Annotated in this window: 26 protein-coding genes; 16 read left to right on the top strand and 10 right to left on the bottom strand. The window is 41.8% G+C overall.

Annotated elements, in window-relative coordinates; genetic code table 11:
* Positions 1-227: 227 nt before the first annotated feature.
* The 5 genes from F993_RS07660 to F993_RS07680 all read left to right on the top strand — a co-directional run bounded on the left by F993_RS07660 (position 228) and on the right by F993_RS07680 (position 3,843).
* Positions 228-1,076: a class II glutamine amidotransferase gene (locus F993_RS07660; protein ID WP_032812501.1), complete on the top strand. Its 849-nt coding sequence runs from the start codon at positions 228-230 to the stop codon at positions 1,074-1,076.
* A 9-nt stretch (positions 1,077-1,085) separates the two neighbouring features.
* Positions 1,086-1,490, top strand: coding sequence for a hypothetical protein (locus F993_RS07665; RefSeq protein ID WP_004655157.1), 405 nt, complete (start codon positions 1,086-1,088; stop codon positions 1,488-1,490).
* 250 nt (positions 1,491-1,740) lie between these two features.
* Positions 1,741-2,196 (top strand): bacteriohemerythrin, encoded by a 456-nt coding sequence (locus tag F993_RS07670; protein ID WP_004655155.1) that lies wholly within the window; start codon positions 1,741-1,743, stop codon positions 2,194-2,196.
* A gap of 244 nt (positions 2,197-2,440) precedes the next feature.
* Entirely contained in the window at positions 2,441-3,523 is a 1,083-nt protein-coding gene (locus F993_RS07675) for an SLC5/6 family protein (protein ID WP_004655153.1), read from the top strand.
* Positions 3,523-3,843 carry an RnfH family protein gene (locus F993_RS07680; protein ID WP_004655150.1) on the top strand — a complete coding sequence of 107 codons (321 nt, stop codon included), beginning with the start codon at positions 3,523-3,525 and terminating at the stop codon, positions 3,841-3,843. The genes F993_RS07675 and F993_RS07680 overlap by 1 nt, the downstream gene beginning before the upstream one ends.
* A gap of 56 nt (positions 3,844-3,899) precedes the next feature.
* On the opposite strand, the gene F993_RS07685 is transcribed toward F993_RS07680, so the two are convergent.
* Positions 3,900-4,298 carry an outer membrane protein assembly factor BamE gene (locus F993_RS07685; protein WP_004655148.1) on the bottom strand — a complete coding sequence of 133 codons (399 nt, stop codon included), beginning with the start codon at positions 4,296-4,298 and terminating at the stop codon, positions 3,900-3,902.
* Between the two features lie 111 nt (positions 4,299-4,409).
* On the opposite strand from F993_RS07685, the gene fur reads away from it, so the two are divergent.
* Entirely contained in the window at positions 4,410-4,847 is a 438-nt protein-coding gene (gene fur, locus F993_RS07690; RefSeq protein ID WP_004655147.1) for a ferric iron uptake transcriptional regulator, read from the top strand.
* A gap of 96 nt (positions 4,848-4,943) precedes the next feature.
* On the opposite strand, the gene F993_RS07695 is transcribed toward fur, so the two are convergent.
* Entirely contained in the window at positions 4,944-6,062 is a 1,119-nt protein-coding gene (locus F993_RS07695) for a PilT/PilU family type 4a pilus ATPase (protein ID WP_004655145.1), read from the bottom strand.
* Between the two features lie 23 nt (positions 6,063-6,085).
* Positions 6,086-7,123, bottom strand: a complete 1,038-nt coding sequence (locus F993_RS07700) for a type IV pilus twitching motility protein PilT (RefSeq protein WP_004655144.1) — start codon at positions 7,121-7,123, stop codon at positions 6,086-6,088.
* A 125-nt stretch (positions 7,124-7,248) separates the two neighbouring features.
* On the opposite strand from F993_RS07700, the gene F993_RS07705 reads away from it, so the two are divergent.
* Positions 7,249-7,935, top strand: coding sequence for a YggS family pyridoxal phosphate-dependent enzyme (locus tag F993_RS07705; protein ID WP_004655141.1), 687 nt, complete (start codon positions 7,249-7,251; stop codon positions 7,933-7,935).
* Positions 7,936-8,122: 187 nt separating this feature from the next.
* Entirely contained in the window at positions 8,123-8,869 is a 747-nt protein-coding gene (locus F993_RS07710; protein ID WP_004655139.1) for a hypothetical protein, read from the top strand.
* 60 nt (positions 8,870-8,929) lie between these two features.
* Here F993_RS07710 and F993_RS07715 read toward each other — a convergent pair whose 3' ends face one another.
* The 3 genes from F993_RS07715 to F993_RS07725 are packed head-to-tail and all read right to left on the bottom strand — an operon-like array spanning position 8,930 to position 14,494.
* On the bottom strand, positions 8,930-9,598 hold the full coding sequence (locus F993_RS07715) for an HAD family hydrolase (RefSeq protein WP_004655138.1): 669 nt from the start codon (positions 9,596-9,598) through the stop codon (positions 8,930-8,932).
* Between the two features lie 39 nt (positions 9,599-9,637).
* The gene (locus F993_RS07720) at positions 9,638-13,234 is read right to left on the bottom strand and encodes an AAA family ATPase (RefSeq protein ID WP_004655136.1); all 3,597 of its coding nucleotides are present in this window, start codon (positions 13,232-13,234) and stop codon (positions 9,638-9,640) included.
* A 9-nt stretch (positions 13,235-13,243) separates the two neighbouring features.
* Positions 13,244-14,494 carry an exonuclease SbcCD subunit D gene (locus F993_RS07725; protein ID WP_004655133.1) on the bottom strand — a complete coding sequence of 417 codons (1,251 nt, stop codon included), beginning with the start codon at positions 14,492-14,494 and terminating at the stop codon, positions 13,244-13,246.
* Between the two features lie 163 nt (positions 14,495-14,657).
* On the opposite strand from F993_RS07725, the gene F993_RS07730 reads away from it, so the two are divergent.
* Positions 14,658-15,440 carry a crotonase/enoyl-CoA hydratase family protein gene (locus F993_RS07730; RefSeq protein ID WP_004655131.1) on the top strand — a complete coding sequence of 261 codons (783 nt, stop codon included), beginning with the start codon at positions 14,658-14,660 and terminating at the stop codon, positions 15,438-15,440.
* 29 nt (positions 15,441-15,469) lie between these two features.
* Here F993_RS07730 and F993_RS07735 read toward each other — a convergent pair whose 3' ends face one another.
* Positions 15,470-15,847: a VOC family protein gene (locus tag F993_RS07735; protein WP_004655130.1), complete on the bottom strand. Its 378-nt coding sequence runs from the start codon at positions 15,845-15,847 to the stop codon at positions 15,470-15,472.
* 157 nt (positions 15,848-16,004) lie between these two features.
* Between F993_RS07735 and F993_RS07740 the strand changes: the two genes are divergently transcribed.
* Entirely contained in the window at positions 16,005-16,454 is a 450-nt protein-coding gene (locus F993_RS07740) for a GNAT family N-acetyltransferase (protein WP_004655128.1), read from the top strand.
* Between the two features lie 6 nt (positions 16,455-16,460).
* Here F993_RS07740 and F993_RS07745 read toward each other — a convergent pair whose 3' ends face one another.
* Positions 16,461-16,676, bottom strand: coding sequence for a hypothetical protein (locus F993_RS07745; RefSeq protein WP_004655127.1), 216 nt, complete (start codon positions 16,674-16,676; stop codon positions 16,461-16,463).
* Between the two features lie 68 nt (positions 16,677-16,744).
* On the opposite strand from F993_RS07745, the gene F993_RS07750 reads away from it, so the two are divergent.
* Together F993_RS07750 and F993_RS07755 are read left to right on the top strand one after the other, a co-directional pair.
* Positions 16,745-17,191 (top strand): ABZJ_00895 family protein, encoded by a 447-nt coding sequence (locus F993_RS07750; RefSeq protein WP_004655125.1) that lies wholly within the window; start codon positions 16,745-16,747, stop codon positions 17,189-17,191.
* Between the two features lie 85 nt (positions 17,192-17,276).
* Positions 17,277-18,182, top strand: coding sequence for a TIGR01777 family oxidoreductase (locus F993_RS07755; RefSeq protein ID WP_004655123.1), 906 nt, complete (start codon positions 17,277-17,279; stop codon positions 18,180-18,182).
* Here the strand turns inward: F993_RS07755 and thiO are convergent.
* Positions 18,168-19,289, bottom strand: a complete 1,122-nt coding sequence (gene thiO, locus F993_RS07760) for a glycine oxidase ThiO (RefSeq protein ID WP_004655122.1) — start codon at positions 19,287-19,289, stop codon at positions 18,168-18,170. The genes F993_RS07755 and thiO overlap by 15 nt on opposite strands.
* 59 nt (positions 19,290-19,348) lie before the next feature.
* Complete coding sequence (gene hemB / locus F993_RS07765; protein ID WP_004655121.1) at positions 19,349-20,362, bottom strand: porphobilinogen synthase; 1,014 nt, start codon at positions 20,360-20,362, stop codon at positions 19,349-19,351.
* 170 nt (positions 20,363-20,532) lie between these two features.
* Here hemB and F993_RS07770 point away from each other — a divergent pair, with 170 nt between their 5' ends.
* The 4 genes from F993_RS07770 to antC all read left to right on the top strand — a co-directional run bounded on the left by F993_RS07770 (position 20,533) and on the right by antC (position 24,259).
* Positions 20,533-21,030 (top strand): thioesterase family protein, encoded by a 498-nt coding sequence (locus F993_RS07770; RefSeq protein WP_004655119.1) that lies wholly within the window; start codon positions 20,533-20,535, stop codon positions 21,028-21,030.
* Between the two features lie 262 nt (positions 21,031-21,292).
* Positions 21,293-22,708: an anthranilate 1,2-dioxygenase large subunit gene (gene antA, locus F993_RS07775; RefSeq protein WP_004655117.1), complete on the top strand. Its 1,416-nt coding sequence runs from the start codon at positions 21,293-21,295 to the stop codon at positions 22,706-22,708.
* A 3-nt stretch (positions 22,709-22,711) separates the two neighbouring features.
* Positions 22,712-23,203: an anthranilate 1,2-dioxygenase small subunit gene (gene antB / locus F993_RS07780; RefSeq protein WP_004655115.1), complete on the top strand. Its 492-nt coding sequence runs from the start codon at positions 22,712-22,714 to the stop codon at positions 23,201-23,203.
* A gap of 6 nt (positions 23,204-23,209) precedes the next feature.
* Complete coding sequence (gene antC, locus F993_RS07785) at positions 23,210-24,259, top strand: anthranilate 1,2-dioxygenase electron transfer component AntC (RefSeq protein WP_085942730.1); 1,050 nt, start codon at positions 23,210-23,212, stop codon at positions 24,257-24,259.
* Positions 24,260-24,431 lie beyond the last annotated feature (172 nt).

The raw sequence follows: 24,431 nt of genomic DNA, 5'->3' as shown, positions 1-24,431 counted from the left end.
TTTTGCCGCTACGTCGTTATGTCTTGTTCATTTAGAGTCACTAAATTTTACAAGCCCTGCCTCGTATCAGCTAAAAATATCCTCTGTCGCAATGAGAGCTCTAGCTCGTAAGGTGAATATCAACAGAACCTCTTATCATTCTTAATCTAATAGTGAGCACATATTGAGATTTACAAGGCATCTCTCCCTCATGCACAATAGGCATAGATGTTAGATAGTTAAAAGATATGTGCCAGCTATTAGGAATGAATTGCGCCACCCCGACAGATATTACTTTTTCTTTTCGTGGGTTTTCACAACGCGCAGGAGTGACCTCTGATCACTGTGATGGTTTCGGGATCGCTTTTTTTGAAGATAAGGCCTGCCGATTATTTGTGGATAATCAATCTGCGGTTGAATCTCCTATTGCTGATTTAATCCGTAATTATCCAATCAAGTCTCGTAATGTCATTGCGCATATTCGTAAAGCGACTCAAGGTAAAATCAATTTAGAAAATTCACATCCTTTTTTGCGTGAGTTATGGGGCAGACATTGGATTTTTGCCCATAATGGCGATTTACATGATTTCAAACCTGCGTTAAGTGGTCGTTTCGAGCCGGTAGGTAATACCGATAGTGAACTGGCATTTTGCTATTTACTGGATCAATTTGTTGAAGCCTTTGGTTATACCGAACCCAGTCTAGAAGAAATCTTTGCGCTGCTACAGCAAATTGCCCCGCAGATTGCAGAGCACGGCACATTTAATTTTTGTTTATCAAATGGCAAGGCGCTATTTAGTTATGCCACAACAAAACTGCATTGGTTAGTCCGTGAATATCCATTTCGACCTGCCCATTTGATTGATCTCGATGTTGAAGTCGATTTTAGTCAAGTCACCACACCAGAAGATCGCGTTGCAGTGATCACAACAGAGCCTTTAACGCATAATGAAGCATGGACAGCATACCAAGCAGGGGAAATGATTTTATTTCAGCACGGTAAACCGATTCTGCATGCTTTAACACGCGTTGAGCGGTTAATCCGCGAAGCAGAAAACCCAGCCTTAAAACGCGTGACCAAAGCGGACCAGTATTGAAGTAGCTCAATGGATAAAAGAGAACTCATCGCTCAACTGATTGCTTTAGATTTACCTAAAGATGAGTATGTGGTTGTCGGTGGTGGCGTATTAACCGCACATCATATCCGTGATACAGCGGTTATTGATTTTGTGGTAAGCCCAGATTTGTTTTGTCATTTACAGGCGACTTGGAACCAGAAAATTCGCCCAAATGGAAAAATTGGACTTGATCAGGGCTGTTTTGAAGCCTATTTAGATGTGAACTGTGGTGACAGTCAGGAAAGTTTTCAAACCCTATTGGCAAGTTCTGAGCTGATTGCCGGAATACATTTTATGCATTTATCTACACTCGCTGAATTTAAACGACATTATGGGAGGAATAAGGATTTATCCGATTTAAATTTAATAGCAGAGTTTCAAAACAATAAATAAGACTATTTTGCTTGGATTTTTTGAATTTTAAAATTATTTTTTATAAAAATTAGATAGATATTTTTTCTTGTTGGTTAAAAAATACTTGAGTGTTTTGATCGGTTAAAATATTTAAATAAATATAAAACAAGGGTTTAATTTGTTTTCTTTATCAATAGTTAAAATCTGACAAAAATGCTGTGTTTTTATTTAGTTGCTTTGCCGATATTATATCCTTATTCAATAAATCAAATATGGTTTGGGGTTCGATATGGGTATGAAATGGTCTGTCGAATATAATACAGGAATCGAGGTGATCGATGATCAGCATCGTCGTATTCTAGATTATATTAATGAAATTGATGAATTAAATGAGGGTGATGATCGGGCAAAATTAAAAGGTATCTTGGATAATATCATTGATTATACCCAGTCCCATTTTACCTTTGAAGAAAGCTTACAAGAAGAAGCAAACTATAAATATCGTGTACCACATAAACGTGTACATGACTTATTTATCAAGAAGATAGAGACTTATCGTCAACGTTTTGAGTTGGGGCAAGAAATTGATAGTGAGCTGCATGAAGCGCTATCAAAATGGTTGATCAACCATATCCGTCATGATGATGCGGATTATGTGGGTGCTGTAAAAGAAAATATGATAGGAATCATTAAAGAAAATGAAAAGAAAAAAGGGAAAAACTGGTTCTCTCGTTTCTTCTCATAATAATAAGACAATAATAAAAGACCCCTTATGATAAAAAATAATAAGGTGTGGTATGAGTGAACATAAGGGGTCTACTTAATAATATAATAATTCGTGCGCAGCAAATCATCGTAAGGTGATTTGCTTCTTTCTTTCGATATCTTTTGTTTTGATTTTCAGGCGTGAGAAAGGCAAAATAGATTGAATATTTCATTGCAAACTCCATAAAGCGCAATGAGTTCAAAGATTTTTCAAGGAATGCATTATGCAGGACACAACTCTGTCACGCTGGCTGGCACCAGTGATGGCGTTTTGCCTATCTTTTGTCATGATTACCACATTGGCACCGACTGTTGGCATCCAGATTGATCGTCAATTCGATTTCTGGCTACTGTGGTTAGGTACCATGATTTTATTGGCATTACCTATCGGTTATCTTGAAATTGCTTTAGCGAAACGTTCACAAACGACTGCATTACAGGCGCTTTCCAGCTTAACGCGTGATGCAGATGCGTCACCAAGATGGCGTATCGTAGGATGGTTGGCTGTTGTTTTTGTCCCATTCTTTGCCGGCAGCATGTTGATGACGGCAACACAGGTGACGAGTCAACAACTTGGCTTAGATATTTCTAGCCAAATCGTTTTTGCGATTTTTGCAGTTGTGGCCTTAGCACTGTCTTTTATTCCTCGTCAGTTTTTAATCGCTTTAACCATGCTTGGCGTACTCGCTGCATTTGTACTTGCCAATGTAATGGGAACCCATTTACAAGCATGGCATTGGACGGGTGTCGAGTTTAAGGAGTGGGGCAATGCGACGGTACTTGCTTTAGTCGCAAGTGGTTTAGGTCTGGGTCTATACTGGCAGAGCAGTTTAGCCGCAGTGAAGCAACAAGATGCTGCGACAACTGCGGTATTGCCGATTTGGGTGGCTCAACTGCTTGCGGTGATCGCCTTTGGCTTTTTCTCAGTTCAGACACAGCTTCCTGCCTTGGTATGGGTGTTTGCTGCAACAATGTCTGCTGCCTTATTAATTCAATTTGCCAAAGAGCAATTGGCACAGCGTCAGCTTGCGATTGTGATTCAATGGCTGATTTTGCTGGCGGCAATTGCTGTTTGGGCGGTGCCACAAGTCGAGCAAATTTTTAATACGCTATTAATTCTATGGGGACTGGTGATCTGCCTGATTTATGCATTGTTTGCTGGTTGGATCATGAAGATTAGCCATCTGCGTAAAGCCATGGGCTTTAGCAATGAGCTGTTTTATAACCTCTGGCGTATTGCCATCCGTATCGTGTTGCCACTTTCGATTGTGGTGGCAATGATCGCGGTGCTTGGGCAAGTGTTGTAATGAAACAGGCTCAACAGGTTTGGGTGGCTTATGCATCACCCGAGCAGCAATTTCATATCGCAGTTCGCTTTAATGAGGGTATGACGGCGCAACAGGCCATTGATGCCAGTGGCTTAGCCGATAAGGTGAGCTTACCAGAGGTTTTGCATTTGGGGATATTTGGTAGCAAGATTGAAGCAGATACCGTATTGCATGCGGGTGACCGTGTTGAGATCTATCGTGCGCTTACCATTAACCCAAATGATATTCGGCGTAAGCGGGCAGCAAAGAATCCAGTCGGGCGGTTTATCAAAGGTAATCGCTTTAGACCATCAAGCTGATAAATAAAACCCCTCACGATTGAATCGATGAGGGGTTTCTTTTTACGGGAAAGCCGTTATAGTGGTGGCGCAGTCAAAATCGCTTCTTTTGATGCCGGTAAACCAGGTTGTGATTCTGGAATCGTATCTAAGCCTTCTAGACGTTCGACATTACCATTCGCATCAAAATAAACTTTTAAATGTTGACCGTGAGCCGCAGGTATTTTTGCTTTTTTCGCATAAGTACCTGGGATATAGTTGTAGATGTAGTCCCAACGTTGTGGATTCAGTGGATCTGTCACTGTTGGACTACCAAGCAAGAAACGGACTTGCTGAAAGCTCATGCCCACTTGTACTTGAGAAGCTTGTGCTTTGGTTAATGGTGTTCCCTGTGGAATATCGACTTTATAAACACCAAAGACTGAACAACCGCTAAGTACTGAAGTGACGAACAACGCCAGCATGATTTTTTGCATTTTGCTACACTATCCTGATAAATGATGATGCATTTGGTTCAAGGATAGATCATACTGCATCTAAACTCTATTGCCTATTCCAACTTAAGATTTGTTGAGAGACCTTTTTTTATGCCGATTTCCAATCAAGACTTACGCAAAGCTGGACTTAAAGTTACCCTTCCTCGTATTAAGATTTTGGAATTATTAGAAAATTCAAAACAACATCATTTAAGTGCTGAAGATATTTATAAAACCTTGCTTGAACAAGGTGAAGATGTTGGCTTAGCGACGGTTTACCGTGTGTTAACACAATTCGAAGCTGCGGGTATTATTCAGCGTCATCATTTTGAAAACAATCACTCCGTTTTTGAAATCATGCAGGAAGATCATCATGATCACCTTGTTTGCTTAAACTGTAATAAAGTTATTGAATTTACAAATGATATTATCGAGAAAGAGCAACATTCAGTTGCAGACCAACATGGTTTTGCCTTAACTGGACACTCTTTAAACTTATACGGTTACTGCAGTGATGCAGAATGCCAAGAGGCTTATCGTAAAAAATAAGCGCGATTGTGTTAAAACCAAAAAGTTCACGAAAATTGAACAAATAAAAAAGGGAAGGTTACAAAAACCTTCCCTTTTTTAATGGCTTAATTTGAATTACTGGCCATCAAAAGTGATGTTGCGGCTGGCACTTAATAACTGGTCTGCGCCTTCTTCAGACAGTTTGATGGTCAGGCGTAGGTCGTTTGGTGAATCCGCATGCTTTAAGGCATCTTTGTAGGTGATTTGGCCTGCCTTATAAAGGTCGAATAAGGCTTGGTCAAAGGTTTGCATACCCAACTCGCGTGAGCGCTTCATCAGATCTTTAATCTCATGAATTTCACCTTTACGGATATAGTCAGCCAAAAGCGGTGTATTGATCAAAATCTCAATCGCAGCACGACGTGAATTACCATCTGGTGTTGGAATCAATTGCTGTGCGACGAGTGCTTTTAAGTTCAGCGACAAGTCCATATACAATTGACTATGACGGTCTGCTTCAAAGAAGTGAATGATACGATCGAGGGCTTGGTTGGCATTGTTGGCATGCAGGGTCGCGAGTACCAAGTGACCTGTTTCAGCGAAAGCGATGGCATAATCCATAGTTTCACGTGAACGGATCTCACCAATCAAGATCACATCTGGTGCCTGACGGAGTGTATTCTTCAGTGCAATCTCAAATGAATCGGTATCAATCCCGACTTCGCGCTGTGTCACAATACAGCCAGCATGTTGATGCACAAATTCAATCGGGTCTTCAATGGTGATGATATGACCTTTGGAATTTTGATTACGGAAACCAATCATTGACGCCAAAGAGGTCGATTTACCTGTTCCTGTTGCACCTACAAAGATGATGATGCCGCGTTTGGTCATCGCCAATTCTTTCAGCACTTCAGGTAGCTTCAAATCGTCCATACTTGGAATATGGGTTTCAATCTTACGCAGTACCATGCCTGGCATATCACGTTGTTGAAAAGCACTGACACGGAAACGCGCCGTCTTTTCACGGTTCATGATCGCGAAGTTACATTCACGTGTGTCTGCAAATTCTTTACGCTGTTTGTCGGTCATGATGGATTGCACCAGTTGACCCACAATTTCCCCAGACAGCTTGGTTTTTGAAACAGGTACAATCTGCCCGTTAATTTTCATTGAAGGTTCAACATCCGCAGTGACAAATAAGTCCGATGCATTTTGTTGAATCATCAAATTGAGTAAATCATTAAAATCCATGATATTTCTCGAATCCATTTTTTTTATAGGAATGATTCAGGTTGTTTAGCTACAGTACGTGCAGTTTGCGGGCTAATTAAGCCTTTAGACACCAGTGTTTTCAGGCTTTGATCCAGTGTGGTCATCCCGTAGTTGGCACCCGTCTGGATCGCAGAATACATTTGTGCGACTTTATTTTCACGTACAAGGTTACGAATCGCAGGAATACCGATCATGATTTCATGTGCAGCCACACGACCACCGCCATTCTTTTTCAACAGGGTTTGAGAAATCACGGCTTGCAGTGATTCAGACAGCATGGCACGCACCATGTCTTTTTCTTCTGCAGGGAAGACGTCGATGACACGGTCAATGGTTTTCGCCGCAGAGGTGGTATGTAGTGTGCCAAACACCAAGTGACCTGTTTCCGCAGCTGTAAGCGCCAGGCGAATGGTTTCTAAGTCACGCATCTCGCCGACCAAAATAATGTCAGGGTCTTCACGCAGTGCTGAGCGAAGTGCTGCATTAAAGCCATGGGTATCACGATGCACTTCACGTTGGTTGATTAGACATTTTTTCGATTGATGTACAAATTCGATTGGATCTTCGACGGTTAGAATATGGTCATAACGGTTTTCGTTAATATAGTCGATCATCGCTGCAAGGGTGGTGGATTTACCCGAACCCGTTGGACCTGTCACAAGCACAATCCCGCGTGGATAATCACAAATTTCTTTGAAAATTGAACCTAAGCCCAAATCTTCCATGGTCAACACTTTAGATGGAATGGTACGGAACACCGCACCTGCACCACGATTCTGGTTAAATGCGTTGACACGGAAACGGGCAATATTCGGTACTTCAAATGAGAAGTCAGTTTCTAAATCTTCTTCAAAGTCACGACGTTGTTTATCATTCATAATGTCGTACACCAAGCGATGTACATCTTTATGTTCAAGTGCTGGTAAGTTAATACGACGAACTTCACCATCCACACGAATCATAGGAGGCATACCCGCTGAAAGGTGTAAATCGGAAGCACCGTTTTTAACTGAAAAGGCGAGTAGTTCTGTAATATCCATAATTTCCCCGAAACAAACTAAAATGTCTCATTATTTTGTAGAATAATATAAGGCTTTCATTCGGGCTTACCAACACCTTAAAGAATGGAAAGCAAAAAAAGATTTCGTAAATGAGAACTGTGTCAATGAATCAATCGCAACAATCCCGCCAATCTGTTTTAAATCAAATAGAACAAGCCTGTCAGCGTGTTCAACGTGATCCTGCAACAGTGCAGTTGTTGGCGGTTTCCAAGACACATCCCAGTGCTAGCCTTCGCGAAATGTATGCAGTCGGGCAGCGCAGTTTTGGTGAAAACTATTTACAGGAAGCACTAGAAAAAATTGAGGAATTAAAAGAGTTAGAGATCGAATGGCATTTTATTGGACATGTGCAGCGTAATAAAACCAAACATTTAGCAGAAAAATTTGATTGGGTGCACGGGGTTGATCGTTTGATCATCGCTGAGCGTTTATCCAGTCAGCGTTTAGATGCTCTACAACCCTTGAATATTTGTTTGCAGGTGAATATTGATGGACAAGACTCTAAAGATGGTTGCCAACCTGCTGAAGTCGCTGAACTGGTTCAGAAAATCAGCCAGCTCCCCAATATCCGTTTACGTGGTTTGATGGTGATTCCTGCACCCGAAAATCATATTGCATTTGCTGATGCCAAAGTTCTATTTGAGCAAGTAAAAGTTCAACATCTACAACCGCAAGACTGGGATACCTTGAGTATGGGCATGTCCGCTGATCTAGACGCTGCAATTGCGGCGGGTTCAACTATGGTGAGAGTAGGAACTGCATTATTCGGAGCACGGGATTATTCAAACTAATATAGGGCGAATTGAATAAAGAGCCGTAGAGATAAATAACAAATTACAATTATATAAAATATCTCTGCTGCTGAAAAAAACGGCATAAATTACAATGACGTGTTTATTCATTTATATTCAACCTGAATATAAATGAATCACGATTATTTTTACAAAGATAAAAATTGAATTTAGGATCACGTTTAAAATGAAAAAACTGTATTTTTTAATCTCTTTTATTTTATGTCTATTTTTAGCAGCGTGCAGTAAAAAACAGAGTGATGTGGCTGCAGAGGCTGCAGATAGTAATGCGAATGCTCAAGTGGCTGTAGATGAGAAACTGGGTACCAAATGGGGCGATGAGATTAGCTCACATGTGACCGAGGTGAATTTAAGCCGTTTAACCGAGCAACCGATTGCTGAATCACAAGTCCGTTATGCCAATAAACAATATCAAGGCAAGACCGTTAACAGTATTTCGTTGGCAGCAGGGAAAATTAGTTTTTCTATTGTTGATGATGCTGGTCAACCCTTTGCTTTATCTCGTGATGGTCAAAACTATTATCTCTCAGCAAAAGATGGTCAAAGCTACCAATTAAAATATGAAAACCATACCGATAACACCTATGAAGTGGTGGCAAGTGTTGATGGAATTGATGTTTTAGATGGCAGTACTGCTTCACGAAATAATGCAGGATATGTACTGCATCCGCATAGTGAGATTACCATTGAAGGTTTTCGTAAGAGTGATTCTGCTGTTGCTTCTTTTACCTTTAGTAAGCCTGAAGATGCGTATGCGGCAAACTCGGATAATGGCTCAATTCAGAATACAGGCATTATTGGAACAGCGATTTATCAAGTTGAATCACTGAAATCTGCTGATGCAGCCGCAGAAGAAGAACCGTCGAAATATGCGCCTCCACCGAAGGCTTTCCCAGCTGATAAGAATGAATAATGGATGAAAACATCCCTTTAAGATTGGTTATCTTGAAGGGATTATTATTCTCGAAGTTATTTACTCGAGGCATTTTAATGTTTCGATGAAGTTTTTAAAATCATGAAGATTTTGATCAGCTGTTGTTGAGGAAATCGCTGGATTGGGATGAAAGAAAATGGTTTTCATCCCGACAGCCCGTGCACCTTGTATGTCTGCCAGTTCATTATCTCCGACAAAGATACAATTTTTTGGGTGAACACCAAGCTGCTGACAAGATAATAGAAAAATTGCGGGATCTGGTTTTCTGAGTCCGACTGCCTCGGAAACAATGATGCTAGAAAAGAATTCAGCCAGACCTAGCGCATAAAAATTATGTTCTTGAAAGGGTGTTCTGCCATTAGATATTAATCCAATTAAATAGCCTTGCTGTTTTAATTGGATGATGATGTTTTCTACATGTTCAAAGCAGCATGAGAATTTATTAAAATCGCGAATATAACTGGTTAAAAGTATTTCTTTAGAATGATGTTGAATTGAAAATTCATGAATCAGATTTTCATAAACATGATCTTTCCAAACTTTGCCATTATCATCTAATTCAAGAAAGCGTTGGATAAATTTTTCTCTGTCATCGGCAGGCACCAATTGAAAGAAATTAACCTGCCAAGTAAGGAATTTTATTAAGGATGTGGTTCGATCCAGTAAGGTTTGATCAAGGTCGAAAATAACCGCTTTTTTCTGATTCATTTGATTTAAGCATTGTGATTATTTAATCATCATAATGCTTTAACCAACAATTTCAATCCGACTCGATCCTGACCCAATTGGCTGTACTTGAATTTGTACAGGAATACGTTCATGCATTTCCTGAATATGTGAAATCAATACGACTTTACGGCCTTGGCTTTGTAATTGATCCAGCGCATTCATCACCATATGCAACGAAGAAGCATCCAGCGTCCCAAAACCTTCATCAATAAACAGTGATTCGATTTTCATGGAACCAGAAGCCATGTTGGCAATTGCCAAGGAAATTGCAAGAGCCGTGAGGAAGGACTCACCACCAGACAGAGAAGCCACTGAACGAGTTTCTCCATCCATATCATGGTCAATGATGGCTAGGCTGAGAGAGTTATCCAAACGTTTTAAGGTATAACGCTGTGACAACATGCTGAGTTGTTGGTTAGCATATTCCAGCAAAATATCCAGATTATATTGCTGGGCTAAATCACGAAAATCTTTACCTTTAGAATCGCCAATCAAACTGGAAATTTTATTCCAACGGTGTTCCTGCTGCTGAATCTGTTGGATTTGCTCTGCAAATTGCTTTTGCTTGGCAAGGTTTTGTTGATGTAGTTCCAATTTTAGTTTGAACTGATCACGTTGTTCAGCTTGCTGCTCTAAGTTTTCATGATTGAGATGGATATACTCAAGCAACTGGGTATATTCGATGGATGGCTGTTGTTGCTGATGCATCTGTAATTGCTGTTGCAGCGTTTTTAGAGCAGAGGCGGCCTCATTGAGCAAACGTTCTGCATGTTGTAGCGATGTTCGAATCTGCTGTTCTTGTTCAGCTCGAATAGCAAGTAAATCAGCCAATTGCTGTTCTTCTAACTCAGGATGCTGGCTTAACCATGCACGAATTTCAGTTTTAGATTGGACAAGGCTAGCTTGTTGCTGCTGCTGTTGGGCTTTGAGCTGTTCTAGTTCATTTTTTTGCTGTTCAAAGCTTTGACGAGCCTGTTCAAAATCTTGCTTGATCTGCTGATATTGATTTTGGAGTTGCTGGCGCTGTTGATCGTGTTGGTTTAACCATTCATTGGCTTTGAGTTCAGTTAAACCTGTCATTGCCACAATTAGTTGATGCGCTGACTCTGTATTTTGTTTACCTTTAATCTCGACATCTTTGAGTTGCTGGCTAAACTCGGTATGTTGAGTGATTAAGCTGGTTAAATTGGATTTTAATAGATTCAGTTGCTGTTCAAGCTGCTGCTGTTGTTTGCTGAGTGTTTCAGCTTGTTCAAGCTGTTGAACACGTTGCTGTAAACGTTGAGCTAGCTGTTGAGCAGAGCTCAGCGTTTGCTGCTGCCATAAGCTTTGTTCATCGCTGCTCAGGCAATCTACAACATGTTGAATCTGTTGCTGTGACTGCTTTACGCTTTCCAGTTGATAGCGGATATTTTGAATCGTTTGAGTCAGATGATAGTGGTCTTTATTGGCCTGATGCAGCTGCTGTAACTCAATTTCAATCTGCTGTTTGAACTGAGTTGTCTCATCAATGTATTGCTGTTGAACTCTAGTTGTTTCCACATACGGTTGAGTTAAATCTAACTGAATCTCGAACTGTGCTGCATGTTTGACTAATTCTTGATGTTGCAGTTTGAATTTGTCATCCGCTTGTTGCGTCGCAGATTGCAATTGGGTCAGTTCCGTACGAATCTGGGTAAATTGCTGTTGTGTGTGTTGCCAATGCTGAAAGCATTGTTGCTCTTGTTGAATGGCCTGTTGCTCTTGTTGTTGTTGCAACTCATACAGGGCTTTGGAGAGCGGGCTGGCATCATCACGATAGGGGTGTTCTGTGCTGCCACAGACTAGACAGGCTTCGCCGTGTTTGAGTTCAGCACGCAGATGTTCAATATTTTCAGCATGCAATAAACGTTGTTGTTGCAATATCTGCTGTAATTTTTCCCGTTCAGTTTTGGCAGACTGGAACTCACCTTGGCTGCTTTGTAGTTGTTGTTCAAGCTGCTGGTGGTGTTGCTGTGTGCTACTGAGCTTATGGTTTAGCTCATCACGTTCTTTTTTAAGTTCAAAATAATGCTGTAACTTTTGCTGAATCAGATCCAGTTGATTCAATCGGGCTTGTTGCTGTTCTCTGAGTTTTTGTTTTTGTTCAAGCTGGTTTTCAATCTGTTGTGGTGTGCCAAATTTTTGAATGAGCTCATTCAACACGATTTGATCTTGTTCAAGCTTGGACTGAGCCTGTTGAATCGAACCTAAATTCTGTTCGACTTTTTGGTATTGCTGAATAAATTGCTGCAACTGCTGAATATGTGCATTCAAGCCTTTATCTAAAGTGGAGAATTGTGCACTCTTTTGCAGTTGTTCAGAGCAGCTTTGTTGTTGTATAGATAGGTTGTTGCGGCTTTGTTCAAACTGCTGCTGTTGCTCAAGTAAGGGTTGTTGTTGCGCTTCGTTTTGGTTTAAGCGAACTTTGGTTTTTTTATATTCCTCGGCAATATATTCACGTTCCTGTACATATTTACGCACTTGAGTAAGTTCATGCTGATGGTTTTGTTCAAAACTCTGAAATTGTTGTAAGGCCGTTTCAGCCTGCGTATAAGCTACTTTTTCTTGCTCAAATTGGGTGCTTACAGCAGTAAAGTGCTGCTGCTTGAGTTGAATCTGGGGTTCAAGCTGTTGCAGTGCTTTTTCTAGCTGTTGTTGTTGGAACACAATAGGACGAATGCCTGAAAAGGTTTCGAGTTGGCTGAGTCGATTGCGATCTGCGGCTAAAGCCTGATGTGCTTGAATTTGAATGTCATGCTGTTGTTGTTTTAGTGTGATTTCAGTTTCGAGTTTCTGTCGCTGCTCAAACCATTGTTGCTGTTGATTAAGCAGAACTTTGTCGGCTTCCAACTGTTGAACCTGTTGTTGTATCTGCTGAAATTGAGTCTGTAATTCAGCAACTTCCTCATCTGAGCGAATTTCAATATGACCGAGCACATTTTCCAGTTGCTTGCGTTGGTTGCTGATTTCACGGGTCTTTTCAAAAGCCAGTTGTCCAATTTTGGCAAAAATACTGGAATTGGTCAGATATTCGAGTAATTCACCACGCTCATTATCACGTGCCTTTAAAAAAGCGGTGACTTCGGACTGCGCCAACAATACCGCACGGGTGAATTGCTCAAAACTGAGTTGGGTAATCTGTTGAATATGTGCTTCAACCGCTTTGGTTTTATCTGCAATCACTACACCGTCGGTCAGGCATTTAAGTGAGCGTTGCACACTTTGCAGTTTGCCATTGGCATTTTCACGGGCACGTTTAATTTCCCAACGTGCGAGATAATGTTTCTGATCTTGCGCCACAAAACACAGTTCGGCAAAACCATGTCCTGTGCCACGACGTAAAACTGTTAAAGGGGAGTTGGTCAGTAGCTCAGAACCATCGACATCTAACAGTTTGCCATCACTTTCTTTCAGGCGGGGAATTTTATTAAATAAGGCCAGACACATGGCATCTAGAATTGTGGATTTACCCGCGCCGGTTTTTCCAACAATGGCGATCAGTCCAGCACTGGCCAAAGGCTCAGTTTCAAAATCAATAAAATGCTCATCTGCCAGAGATGCCAAATTTTTCAGTCGAATTGATAAAATTTTCATGGCAGGTCCTTAAACAGTTTGATCATCTTCAAGTTGCTTTTGCGCTTCTGCGACCAAACTCATAAAGTCTTGAGTGACTTCATCATCGGCGTGATAGCCTTTTTTCTCCCAAATTTGCTGAAATAATTTTTCGGGTGTCGGTGGCTCTAAGCAAATACTTTGCTTGCTCTCGGTATTGTTTTCATTAGAGAGATATTGTCTGGAAATCCGCACCAGTCGATAACGATCTTTGGGCAAGGCATCTTCAAATTGTTGTCGTAGATTAGGCTGTGGTGGTGTCGTGGTGTGATATTCGATATCGATATATTCACGGTGCTCGAGATTTTCGATCGGTTCATTTGGTAGATTGCGAAGGCGTTGCATAACTACGGTGAGTTCATCTTTAATTTTATGCAGTTGAATACTTCGTGGTATCGCTAAAGTATCAAAGCTAAATGGGGCTTCACTTTTTGTAGGATCAATGCTGACTTCAACGACTTGATGTTTATAGTTGATTTCACTAAATGACAGTGGAATCGGTGAACCACTATAACGAATATGTGGATGCTGTACTTTTTGCGGTTTATGCAGATGCCCCAGTGCCACATAATCAATGCTATCGTCGAACAGAGCCGTAGACAATGCTTCCTCATTACCAATAATAATCGGTCGTTCTGAGTCGGATGTTTCTCCACCTTGCATATGCGCATGTGACATTAGAATCAGGGCTTGATCATCAGTCTTACGACGTTTGGCTTCAGCAATCAGTTGCTGATGTAGATAAGCAATCGCATTTTGGCTGTTGGTGGTGTGCTCATTAAAGCCAGTAATTTCAGCTGAACGTAGGAATGGCAGGGCAATACACCACGCCACGATCTGCTTTTGTTCATTATAAATCGGTAAAATTAAACGTTCTAAATCGAGGCTTTTATCTTGATTCCAGCGAATCACACCGACCGTTTTAGCATTGTATTTTTCTAATAAGGGCTCGACTTGTTCAATGCGATAGCCCGAATCATGATTGCCTGCAATCATCAAAGTTTGCATATGTGGGGCAAGCTCATGTGCATCGGCAAGGAATTGATACAGTTGTTTTTGTGCCTGTGAGCTCGGGTTGATCACATCAAAGATATCACCCGCAATCAGTAAAGCATGCGGTTGTTTGGCTTTGATCTGCTCAAGTAACCATGCCAGAAATTGTTCATGTTCGTAGTGGCGGGAATGATTATAAAAAAACTGCCCCAAATGCCAGTCAGACGTATGAAAAAAACGCACGGTCATAAATGAATCTAAAAATAAAATAAACCTGAATAAGGTAGCACGTATTCAGGGGGAAGGGAGAGTCTTACTGAGCAGAAAAGCACTACAAGATCTGCCTTGATCATTTTTCAACGATGCTCTAGTTTGATCTCCAGACCATTATTTTAACAATGAGGAATATAAAATGAGCTTAGGTCAAGTAAGCCGCGAAATTATTGATCAGATCATGTTGATTGGCTTGGATCGAGTCGCGAAGCGCAATGCTTTTGATAGCCATATGATTCAGGATTTATCCCTTGCTTTAACAGAATATGAAAACAATGCTGAATTGCGTTGCACCGTGATTTTTGCGCATGGTGATCATTTTACCGCGGGTTTAGATCTGGTTGAATTACAGTCTAAAATTTCGCAAGGCATTTTTAATTTTGCAGCGGATCAGGTGAATCCGTGGGGAACGGGCGGTCGGCATCGGACTAAACCTGTCGTTGTAGCTGTACAAGGGATCTGCTATACCGCTGGGGTGGAGTTAATGCTGAATGCCGATGTGGTGATTGCCAGTGAAAATACGGTCTTTGGTCAGTTGGAAGTATTACGTGGCATCATGCCATTTGGCGGTGCAACAGTCCGTTTTGTTCAGGCTGCAGGTTGGCAAAAGGCGATGCCTTATTTATTGACGGGTAAAACGTTTAATAGCAAAACGGCGTATGAGCTGAATCTCCTTTCGGAAGTGGTGGAATCAGGGCAACAACTTGAACGTGCCTTGGAAATTGCTAAAGAAATCTGTGTTTCTGCGCCGTTGGCAGTACAAGCTTTATTGGCATCTGCAACTGATGCAGTCGTGGAAGGGCAAACAGTTGCATTTGAAAAAATGAACAATTATTTAATGCCGCTATTTGTATCGGAAGATGCACAAGAAGGGGTTCGCGCCATGTTAGAAAAACGTCCAGCGCAGTTTAAGGGGCGGTAACAATTTTAATTTAACTTGAGTTTAGCAAATTATTGCGCCTGTTCATCGATTTCACAAATCCCAAAGGTATTATGATCGAGGTCGATGAAATAGCCTTGCCAGCAGCGGTTTGGAATCGCAAATTTATCCATGGCGATAATCCCACCTAAACTTAGAATTTTAGCTGTAGTTTCATCGAAATTTGCCACCTCTATACTACAGGTAAAGGCATTAGTTCCACATCCTGTTGCTGGTGTTGCTATAGGACGTTGTAATAATCCGCCATGAATTCCTGTGGTTGCGATACGATAATATTCAATCGGTAGGCCTTCTACTTTTTCAAATTGCCAGCCAAATACGGATTGATAAAAGTGAATGTCACGTTGTGGATCTGATGACTGAATTTCAAAATAAATAATGCTGTTCATTCAACCTGTCCTTAATTTTTATTGTCGTAGAATTATTCTAAAGAGATATGGAATTGAAAGATGAGAGATTTATGTAAGCAGGTGTGCATTTGGGTGTTTGATCATAAAATCGCGTTGAATACAATTGAGTAAGATATAAGAGGTTAATCCTGTATTGATGAATATTATTAAATTAGCGAATCATCCTGAATTGCGAGAACAGGCTGCAATGTGGTTTTCAGATAAATGGGGGATTCCTGTTGAGGCCTATAGGGATAGTATTCAAAGCTCGATTGAACAGCCAGACGGAATTCCACAATGGTATGTGATGCTGAATGAATATCAGCATATCATTGCTGGCACTGGGGTGATCGACAATGATTTCCATAATCGTAAAGACCTTAGCCCAAACCTATGTGCTTTGTTTGTTGATGAGGCTTATCGGAAGCAAAATATTGCCAGACAGTTGCTGGATTTTGCTCGAACAGAGATGAAAACTTTAGGATATGAAAAGCTCTATCTGGTGACAGACTTAGATGATTTTTATGAAAAATGTGGTTGGACATTTTTAACTAGGGTCATAGAAGATGAAGGTGAGTTGATCAAAATGTATGTAGCCAATACCTAATCAAACTCAAATCGCAGGCAAATAAAAACCGACGATTCGAGTGATGATAAATCGTCGGTCAAAATCTTTTTCAATGGTTGTGGCTGCTAACACAACCATTGTTAAAGATGGAGAGTCATAATGAAAGGTCACCGAAAACATTGCGGATGCCGTGCAATGTGCAATTCGGTTGCTGCGACCTTGTACCTTATATAACGCTGCTGGTTGAGGATTGGTTGACATAAAAATGAAAAAAAAGTGAAAAAAATTTATAATTATTTTCTAAAGCCAGTCTAATTAGGTTTATCTTTATGATTTCATTGCGTTTGTACTATATCTGGTTTTTTATAATTTGTTTTACTGTGACATTGTTGGCAGGTGTACTGGCAGCGATTTTACCCAATAGTATTGGGGGTGTGTTGACTGCGGTTCCTTATTTAATTGCGATCATTGTTATTTTATTCAAATTTCTCAAGCAACAACGCCGTGCACCGACGCCACAGGAACGGAAACGTTTAAGCATCGGCTTTAGTCTGATCTTTTGGGGCTATAACGCATGTGGCTTACTCTTTGGTCTGTTTATTTTTGCACGGAAAGATCCCGAAGTTTGGCAGAACTTTTTACTCTATCTGAAACAGCCCCAATTTTTGCTCACCGTATTGGCGATGTGGTTTGTGATTGCTGTACCGTTATTCTTAATTACCTATTGGTTTTATGGACCGCAAGCACAAAGAATGGCCAATAAAATGTTCAACTAGTCGAACAAAGTTCACTTGTAATTCACTTTCATTCTGCTAAGACTGAGATATCGAGCTGATCAATATCATGCAGGATGAGAGTGCAATGCAGAAACAGACAGTTTTAATCACAGGCGCAAGTGGCTTTATTGGTGCTCATTTATTGCCTTTTTTATTGGAAAGACAATATCAAATCATTGCACTGACCCGACAGCCCCATCGGCATTCTCAGCATTCAGCGCTACGTTGGGTGAATGATCTTGATCAAATAGAAATGCAACAGATTGATTATGTAATTAATCTGGCGGGTGAAAATATTGGTGCAAAACGCTGGACTGAACAGCGTAAGCAGCAATTAATACACAGCCGTGTTGCGGTGACAGAGCAACTGTATCAATGGCTGGAACAACGGCAAATTTTTCCGAAATGCATTATTTCTGGTTCTGCGATTGGTTATTACGGTATTGATCCACAAGAACAGTGGAAGCTTATTTGTGATGAAAATACACCACCGCAATCGATTTTTATGTCCGAACTTTGTCAAAAGTGGGAGCAAACCGCTTTAAAATTTAGTCAACAAAATACCAAGATCATTCGTTTAGGTGTGGTTTTTGGACAGGGTGGGATTTTACCGCAAATGCTGTTACCGATTCGATTGAATGCGGTTGCAAAAATTGGCTCGGGGCAGCAACCTGTGGTGTGGATTCATATCCAAGATGTATTAAATGCTATCGTTTTTTTGTTGCAATCTAATCACAGTCAAAAGGCGTATAACCTTGTCGCGCCTGAACACGTCAATCAACAACAATTTGCTGAAACGGCTGCCCACATTTTAAAACGCAAACCTTTTATAGTAATGCCTAAGTGTGTGTTTAGATCGATACTTGGTGAACAATCACAGCTTATTTTAAATGGTCAATATGTGGCGCCTAAGGCATTGTTAGAACAGGGTTTCCAATTCCAATATCCAGATTTGAATGTGGCATTAACTGAAATTTTAGCAAGAAATTAAATCCTGTCGCTTTAAGCGCAGCGGTGAATAAGCATTCGGGTCAACCAATGTGTCTTGCCTTAAAATGAGTTGGCGTAGCAGACGTGCCGAACCAGCGCCCATACATAGACCATTGCGGAAATGTCCAAAATTGGCCCAAAGATTTTCCAGTTCAGGCATTGCACCGATATAGGGAATACCGTGTGGGGAGCTTGGACGTAAACCCGCCCAGCGTTTTACAATCGGGAATTGTTCTAACTCAGGGATCATCTCTAAGCAGGCAGAGAGAATATCCTGTTGAATATGTTCATCCACCGCAGTGCTAAAACCAGTCTCTGTCATGCTTGAACCACAGACGATATGACCATCTTGACGTGGAATCAGATACATCACCTGATTCATACACATGGTTGGTAGCCAGTTTTCAGGGGTTTTAAATAACAGCATTTGCCCTTGCACGGGATGTACGGGGATATGGCGTTGAATTTGTTGCTGCCATTGCTGACTCCATGCACCTGAGCTGAGGACGACCTGATCTGCCATAAATTTTCGACCATCATCAGCTTGTAGACCCTGAACTTTTTTATTTTGAATCATCAATTTTTCTATTGGACAATGTTCAAAAAAACGCACAAATGGATGTTGCTTTAAGTAGCAAATTAATGATTGTAATAAGCGTGGATTACGGACATTGGACAGGTGTGGAAAATAGATGGCCTGTTGGAATTGTGCTGAAATATGAGGGTTAACTTGTTGGAGTTGAGTGCGATCGAGCAGTTCACAGTGTTGCATCGGCTCTTGATGTCGCGTGGCATAATTCAAACCGATTTCGAAATCTTCCTGATCAAAGATCAGCATGCCTGTATCGTGGATTTGAAAATCAATGCCAGTGACTGGAAGTAGCTTTTCATTCCATGTTTGATAGAGTATTTTGCCGTATTGAGCCAGCTGATTGACTTCGGGCGCATAACGCCAAGGATACATCGGTGAGAGGATGCCTCCACCCGCCCATGAGGCTGCTTGACCTGCAAGTTGTTGGTCAAAAATATCGACAGAACAGCCTTGTTCAGCAAGTTCCAATGCTGACATTAAGCCACTAATACCCGCACCAATGATGGCAATATGCATGATAAAGTTAAACCAGTTTAAAAATCCCCCTCTTTATCAAAGAGGGGTTAGGGGAGATTTTATTTCATCTCTTTTAATTTACGTGCTGCATCTTCCGCAAAATAGGTCCAGATCCCATCTGCACCTGCACGACGGCAACACATCAATGATTCTAGAATCACGCTGTCTGAGAGCCAACCATTTTGAATCGCACCCGCAAGCATGGCGTATTCACCACTGACTTGATAGATGAATGTCGGAACGCCAAAAGTATCTTTAACTTCACGCACCACATCCAGATAAGGCATACCCGGTTTGACAATCACCATATCCGCACCTTCTTGTAGATCCAGTGCAATTTCATGCAGCGCCTCAGCACGGTTGCCAATATCCATCTGGTAATTGTATTTATTGCCACCTTTCAGGTTGCTGGCAGAACCCACCGCATCACGGAATGGACCGTAGAAGCTTGAGGCATATTTCGCTGAATAGGCCATGATGTTGGTATAAATAAAATCGTTTTGCTCTAGCGCTTGGCGAATCGCACCGATACGACCATCCATCATGTCACTTGGTGCAATTACGTCTGCACCAGCCGCAGCATGACTGAGTGCTTGTTTCACTAAGCATTCAACGGTTTCATCATTCAGTACATAACCCGTATCATCGATAATACCGTCTTGACCATGCGTGGTATAAGGATCAAGTGCACCATCAGTAATCAGGACCATTTCTGGCAATTCTTTTTTCAGTAGACGGCAGGTCGCCTGAACTAGGCCGTTGTCATCCCAAGCGGCTTCTGCTGTTAAGCTTTTATCTTGTTGTGGTGTGACAGGGAATAAGGCAAGTTTTGAAACCCCAAGTTCAAGCAAGGTTTCTGCTTTTTTAAGTAATAAATCAGCTGACAAACGTTGCACATTTGGCATGCTTGGAATGTCTTGGGTCTGTTGCTGTCCTGGTAATACAAATACTGGATAAATCAAGTGATCTGCCGTTAAATGAGTTTCGCTGACCATGGCACGAAGTTGGTCATTTTTACGGATACGGCGCATGCGAGTCGCAGGAAAAGCTGGACGATTGAACGTATAAGTCATAACAATCTCGATGTTCAGTATTACACTATAGGAATAATTGAGGTATTCAGTCACGCTAGGGAGAGCTTAGCGTTGTTACCCAATTACAGAACCCCGCTATTGTAGCCCCATATTTTTAGATTTGTGCAAAATAATGGAAAGTTATTCTTTCCATTGAGTGTAGGCCGCGTATGAATGATGTAAAGAGAAACTGGACTGGGAATATTCAGCTAGGTGCCAAGGCAGACCACCAAGTGGTGTTAAAACAGCTGTGCAAGGCTTTCAATGCCTGTCCATTTTTTAAATACAGTGGCATGGTCATGCGAGTGGTCGATGATCAAATTGAAGCCTATGTTGAGATGCAGCCAGAACTGGTGGGGAATGTGGCATTTCAGATTTTACATGGAGGCGTCGCTGCCACGATTCTGGACAGTATTGGTGGTGTCGTTGCGATGGAACAGCTTTATCGCCGTGCCACACCCGAAGATTTACCCGATACCATCAAAAAAGTATCCCGTTTAGCCACCGTAGATATGCGGGTGGATTATCTGGCTCCAGGCCGTGGTAAATATTTTATTGCCCGTGCGGAAACCTTACGCCTAGGTCGTAAAGGTTGCACCATGCGTATGACCATGGTTAATGATGAAGAGAAAGCGATTGCAACCGCAATCGCATCTTATGCTTATTAACTGTTGCTGCTTAAAATAGAAAAATGTGAAAGCCTCTTCTGCCTAGCTTGAGAGGCTGATTTTATTTCGGAACCATTTATTCTCCATTCCCATTGTTTCATAGCAGGCCTAAATCCTGCTTTTTTTGTGCCTGAATATTCGCAGCGCGAGCTTATTTAAAATAATTCATACACTGGATAGAGATCTGGAAAAAGTGGATAGAGTCCAGCCATAAATCAGGCTTCAATCATGAAAAGGTTTTTATGGATTGGAGGAGATAAAAATGGCTCCACGTAATATTGCAGAATGGCAAGATTTCATTACAGGATGTTTGGATTTTCGCCCGAACGATGGCGTATTCCGTATCGCACGCGAGATGTTCACAGAGGCTGAACTTTTCGACTTGGAAATGGAATTGATCTTTGAAAAAGTATGGATTTATGCCTGTCACGAAAGTGAAATTCCCAACAATCATGACTTTTTAACGGTTCAGATTGGACGTCAACCGTTAATCATTAGCCGTGATGGTCAAGGCCAACTGCATGCCATGGTCAACGCCTGTGAACATCGTGGTGCGACCTTAACCCGTGTGGCCAAAGGTAATCAATCCACCTTTACCTGTCCGTTCCATGCGTGGTGTTATAAATCAGATGGCCGTCTGGTCAAGGTCAAAGCACCTGCTGAATATTGTGAAGATTTTGACAAGTCGAGCCGTGGACTAAAACAGGGGCGCATTGCCAGTTATCGTGGCTTTGTCTTTGTCAGTCTAGACACACAAGCCACCGATTGCCTTGAAGACTTTTTGGGCGATGCCAAAGTCTTTCTGGATTTAATGGTAGAGCAGTCACCTACAGGCGAGTTAGAAGTCCTGCAAGGCAAGTCGGCCTATACTTTTGCAGGAAACTGGAAGCTGCAAAATGAAAATGGTCTAGATGGCTATCACGTCAGTACCGTGCACTATAACTATGTTTCAACCGTACAACATCGCCAACAGGTCAATGCGGTCAAAGGTGATGATCTGGATACCTTGGATTACAGCAAATTAGGTGCCGGCGATAACCAAACCGATGATGGCTGGTTCAGTTTTAAAAACGGTCACAGTGTCCTATTCAGTGACATGCCAAATCCAGCCGTGCGTCCTGGCTATGACACGGTGATGCCTTACCTAGTGGAAAAATATGGTGCTAAGCGTGCGGAATGGGCGATGCATCGTTTAAGAAACCTAAACCTCTATCCAAGCTTATTTTTTATGGATCAGATCAGTTCTCAACTGCGGATTGTCCGTCCTGTGGCATGGAATAAAACCGAAGTGATTAGCCAATGTCTGGCAGTAAAAGGCGAGTCGACTGAGGCACGTCGTAACCGTATTCGCCAGTTTGAAGACTTTTTCAATGTCTCTGGCTTAGGTACGCCTGATGATCTGGTGGAGTTCCGTGAACAGCAAAAAGGCTTCCAAGCACGTCTAGAGCGTTGGAGTGATATTTCCCGTGGACAGCATAAATGGTGTTATGAGCTGACGCAGAATGCACAGGATCTGGGGATTCAACCTGTGATCACGGGCCGTGAACTGACGCATGAAGGCCTATATGTCAATCAACATGGTCAATGGCAGCGCTTAATGCTAGATGGCTTAAATCGCAAGGCCTTAAAAATGCAGGATATCACCTACCAGTTAGATACTGTGACAGAGGAGGTCTAAGCCATGACTGCTGAATTACATTTTGCTGTTTCACAATTTTTATATCAGAAGTCTGAACTCTGTGATCGTTATGATTGGGATGCCTATCTGGAATTGTATGATGAAGATAGTGAATACCATATCCCGCAATGGATTGATGATCATCGTTATGTCGAAGATCCGAATCAGGGCTTGTCATATATTTATTATGCAGATCGCTCAGGTCTTGAGGATCGCGTATTTCGTATCCGTACAGGCAAAGCGGCATCAGCCACGCCATTACCCCGCACGCAGCACAGTATTCAAAATGTACAGGTCAAAACCCTGCAAGATGGCTTGGTTGAAGCTAAAGTCGGATGGAGCACTTTATATAACCGTCAAGGTCTGGAAGGTTGTTTCTATGGACATGCGACTTATCTGTTAAGACCCACAGCGGAAGGATTCCGTATTCGCCGTCAGCACACGATTTTGCTGAATGACAAAATTGATTCGGTCTTAGATTTTTATCATGTTTAAGGGAGCATCATGATGGGACATTCAGTTGCGCTTAATTTTGCCGATGGAAAAACCTTTTTTATTTCAGTCCAAGAGGATGAGTTACTGTTGAATGCCGCCATTCGTCAGGGCATCAGTTTACCCTTGGATTGTCGTGAAGGTGTGTGCGGGACCTGTCAGGGCCAATGCGAAACTGGTATCTATGAACAGGAATATGTCGATGAAGATGCCTTGAGCGAGCGTGATTTGGCTGAGCGTAAAATGCTGGCTTGCCAAACACGGGTCAAATCCAATGCTGCCTTTTATTTTGACCATAGCTCCGAGATGTGCCATGCAGGTGAAACCTTAAAAATTGCCAGTAAAGTGACTAAGCTTGAACTGGTGTCCGAGACCACCGCCATCCTGTATGTCGATGCCAGTGCCCATACCAAGCAACTTGAGTTTTTGCCAGGTCAATACGCCCGTTTGCAGATTCCTGAGACAGAGGATTGGCGTTCTTATTCTTTTGCCAATCGTCCCAATCCTGACAATCAACTGCAATTTTTAATTCGGTTATTGCCCGATGGAGGGATGAGCAATTATTTGCGCGAACGTTGCCAAGTGGGGCAAACCATTATGATGGAAGCACCTTTGGGCAGTTTTTATTTACGTGAAGTGCAACGACCGTTGGTCTTTATTGCAGGCGGCACAGGTTTATCCGCGTTTTTAGGCATGCTGGACAATATTGCCGAGCAAGCCGATGCGCCTGCGATTCAGTTGTATTACGGTGTCAATCAGGAAACCGACTTATGTGAGCAGTCACGTTTACAGGCTTATGCCGAACGGATGCCGCATTTTAACTATCAACCCATCGTCACCCAGTCTTCAGAGACTTGGACAGGCAAAACAGGTTATATCCATCAGCACCTGAATCGGGATCAATTGGCGGAACAGGCTTTTGATATGTATTTATGCGGGCCACCGCCGATGATCGAAGCGGTCAAAAATTGGCTGGATGAGCAAGCATTAAGTAATTACCGTCTCTATAGCGAGAAGTTTTTACAAAGCAACAGTGCACGTATTGCACTCGATGCTTAATAGAGAAAGGGATGGAACATCGTGATGACCATCCCTTTTTTATTCATCAAAAATATCATCTGCAAAATTAAAAATATCGGATGTATGCAATCAGACGACTCTGAAGGAGAGATTGACGACACATATTGAATTGACCCAACCAACAGAAGTTTTAACAGAATTTGCTTTTAAA

Origin of the sequence: Acinetobacter proteolyticus, assembly GCF_000367945.1 — a bacterium.
Lineage (GTDB): Bacteria > Pseudomonadota > Gammaproteobacteria > Pseudomonadales > Moraxellaceae > Acinetobacter > Acinetobacter proteolyticus.
This window is presented reverse-complemented; position numbering and strand designations above follow the sequence as displayed.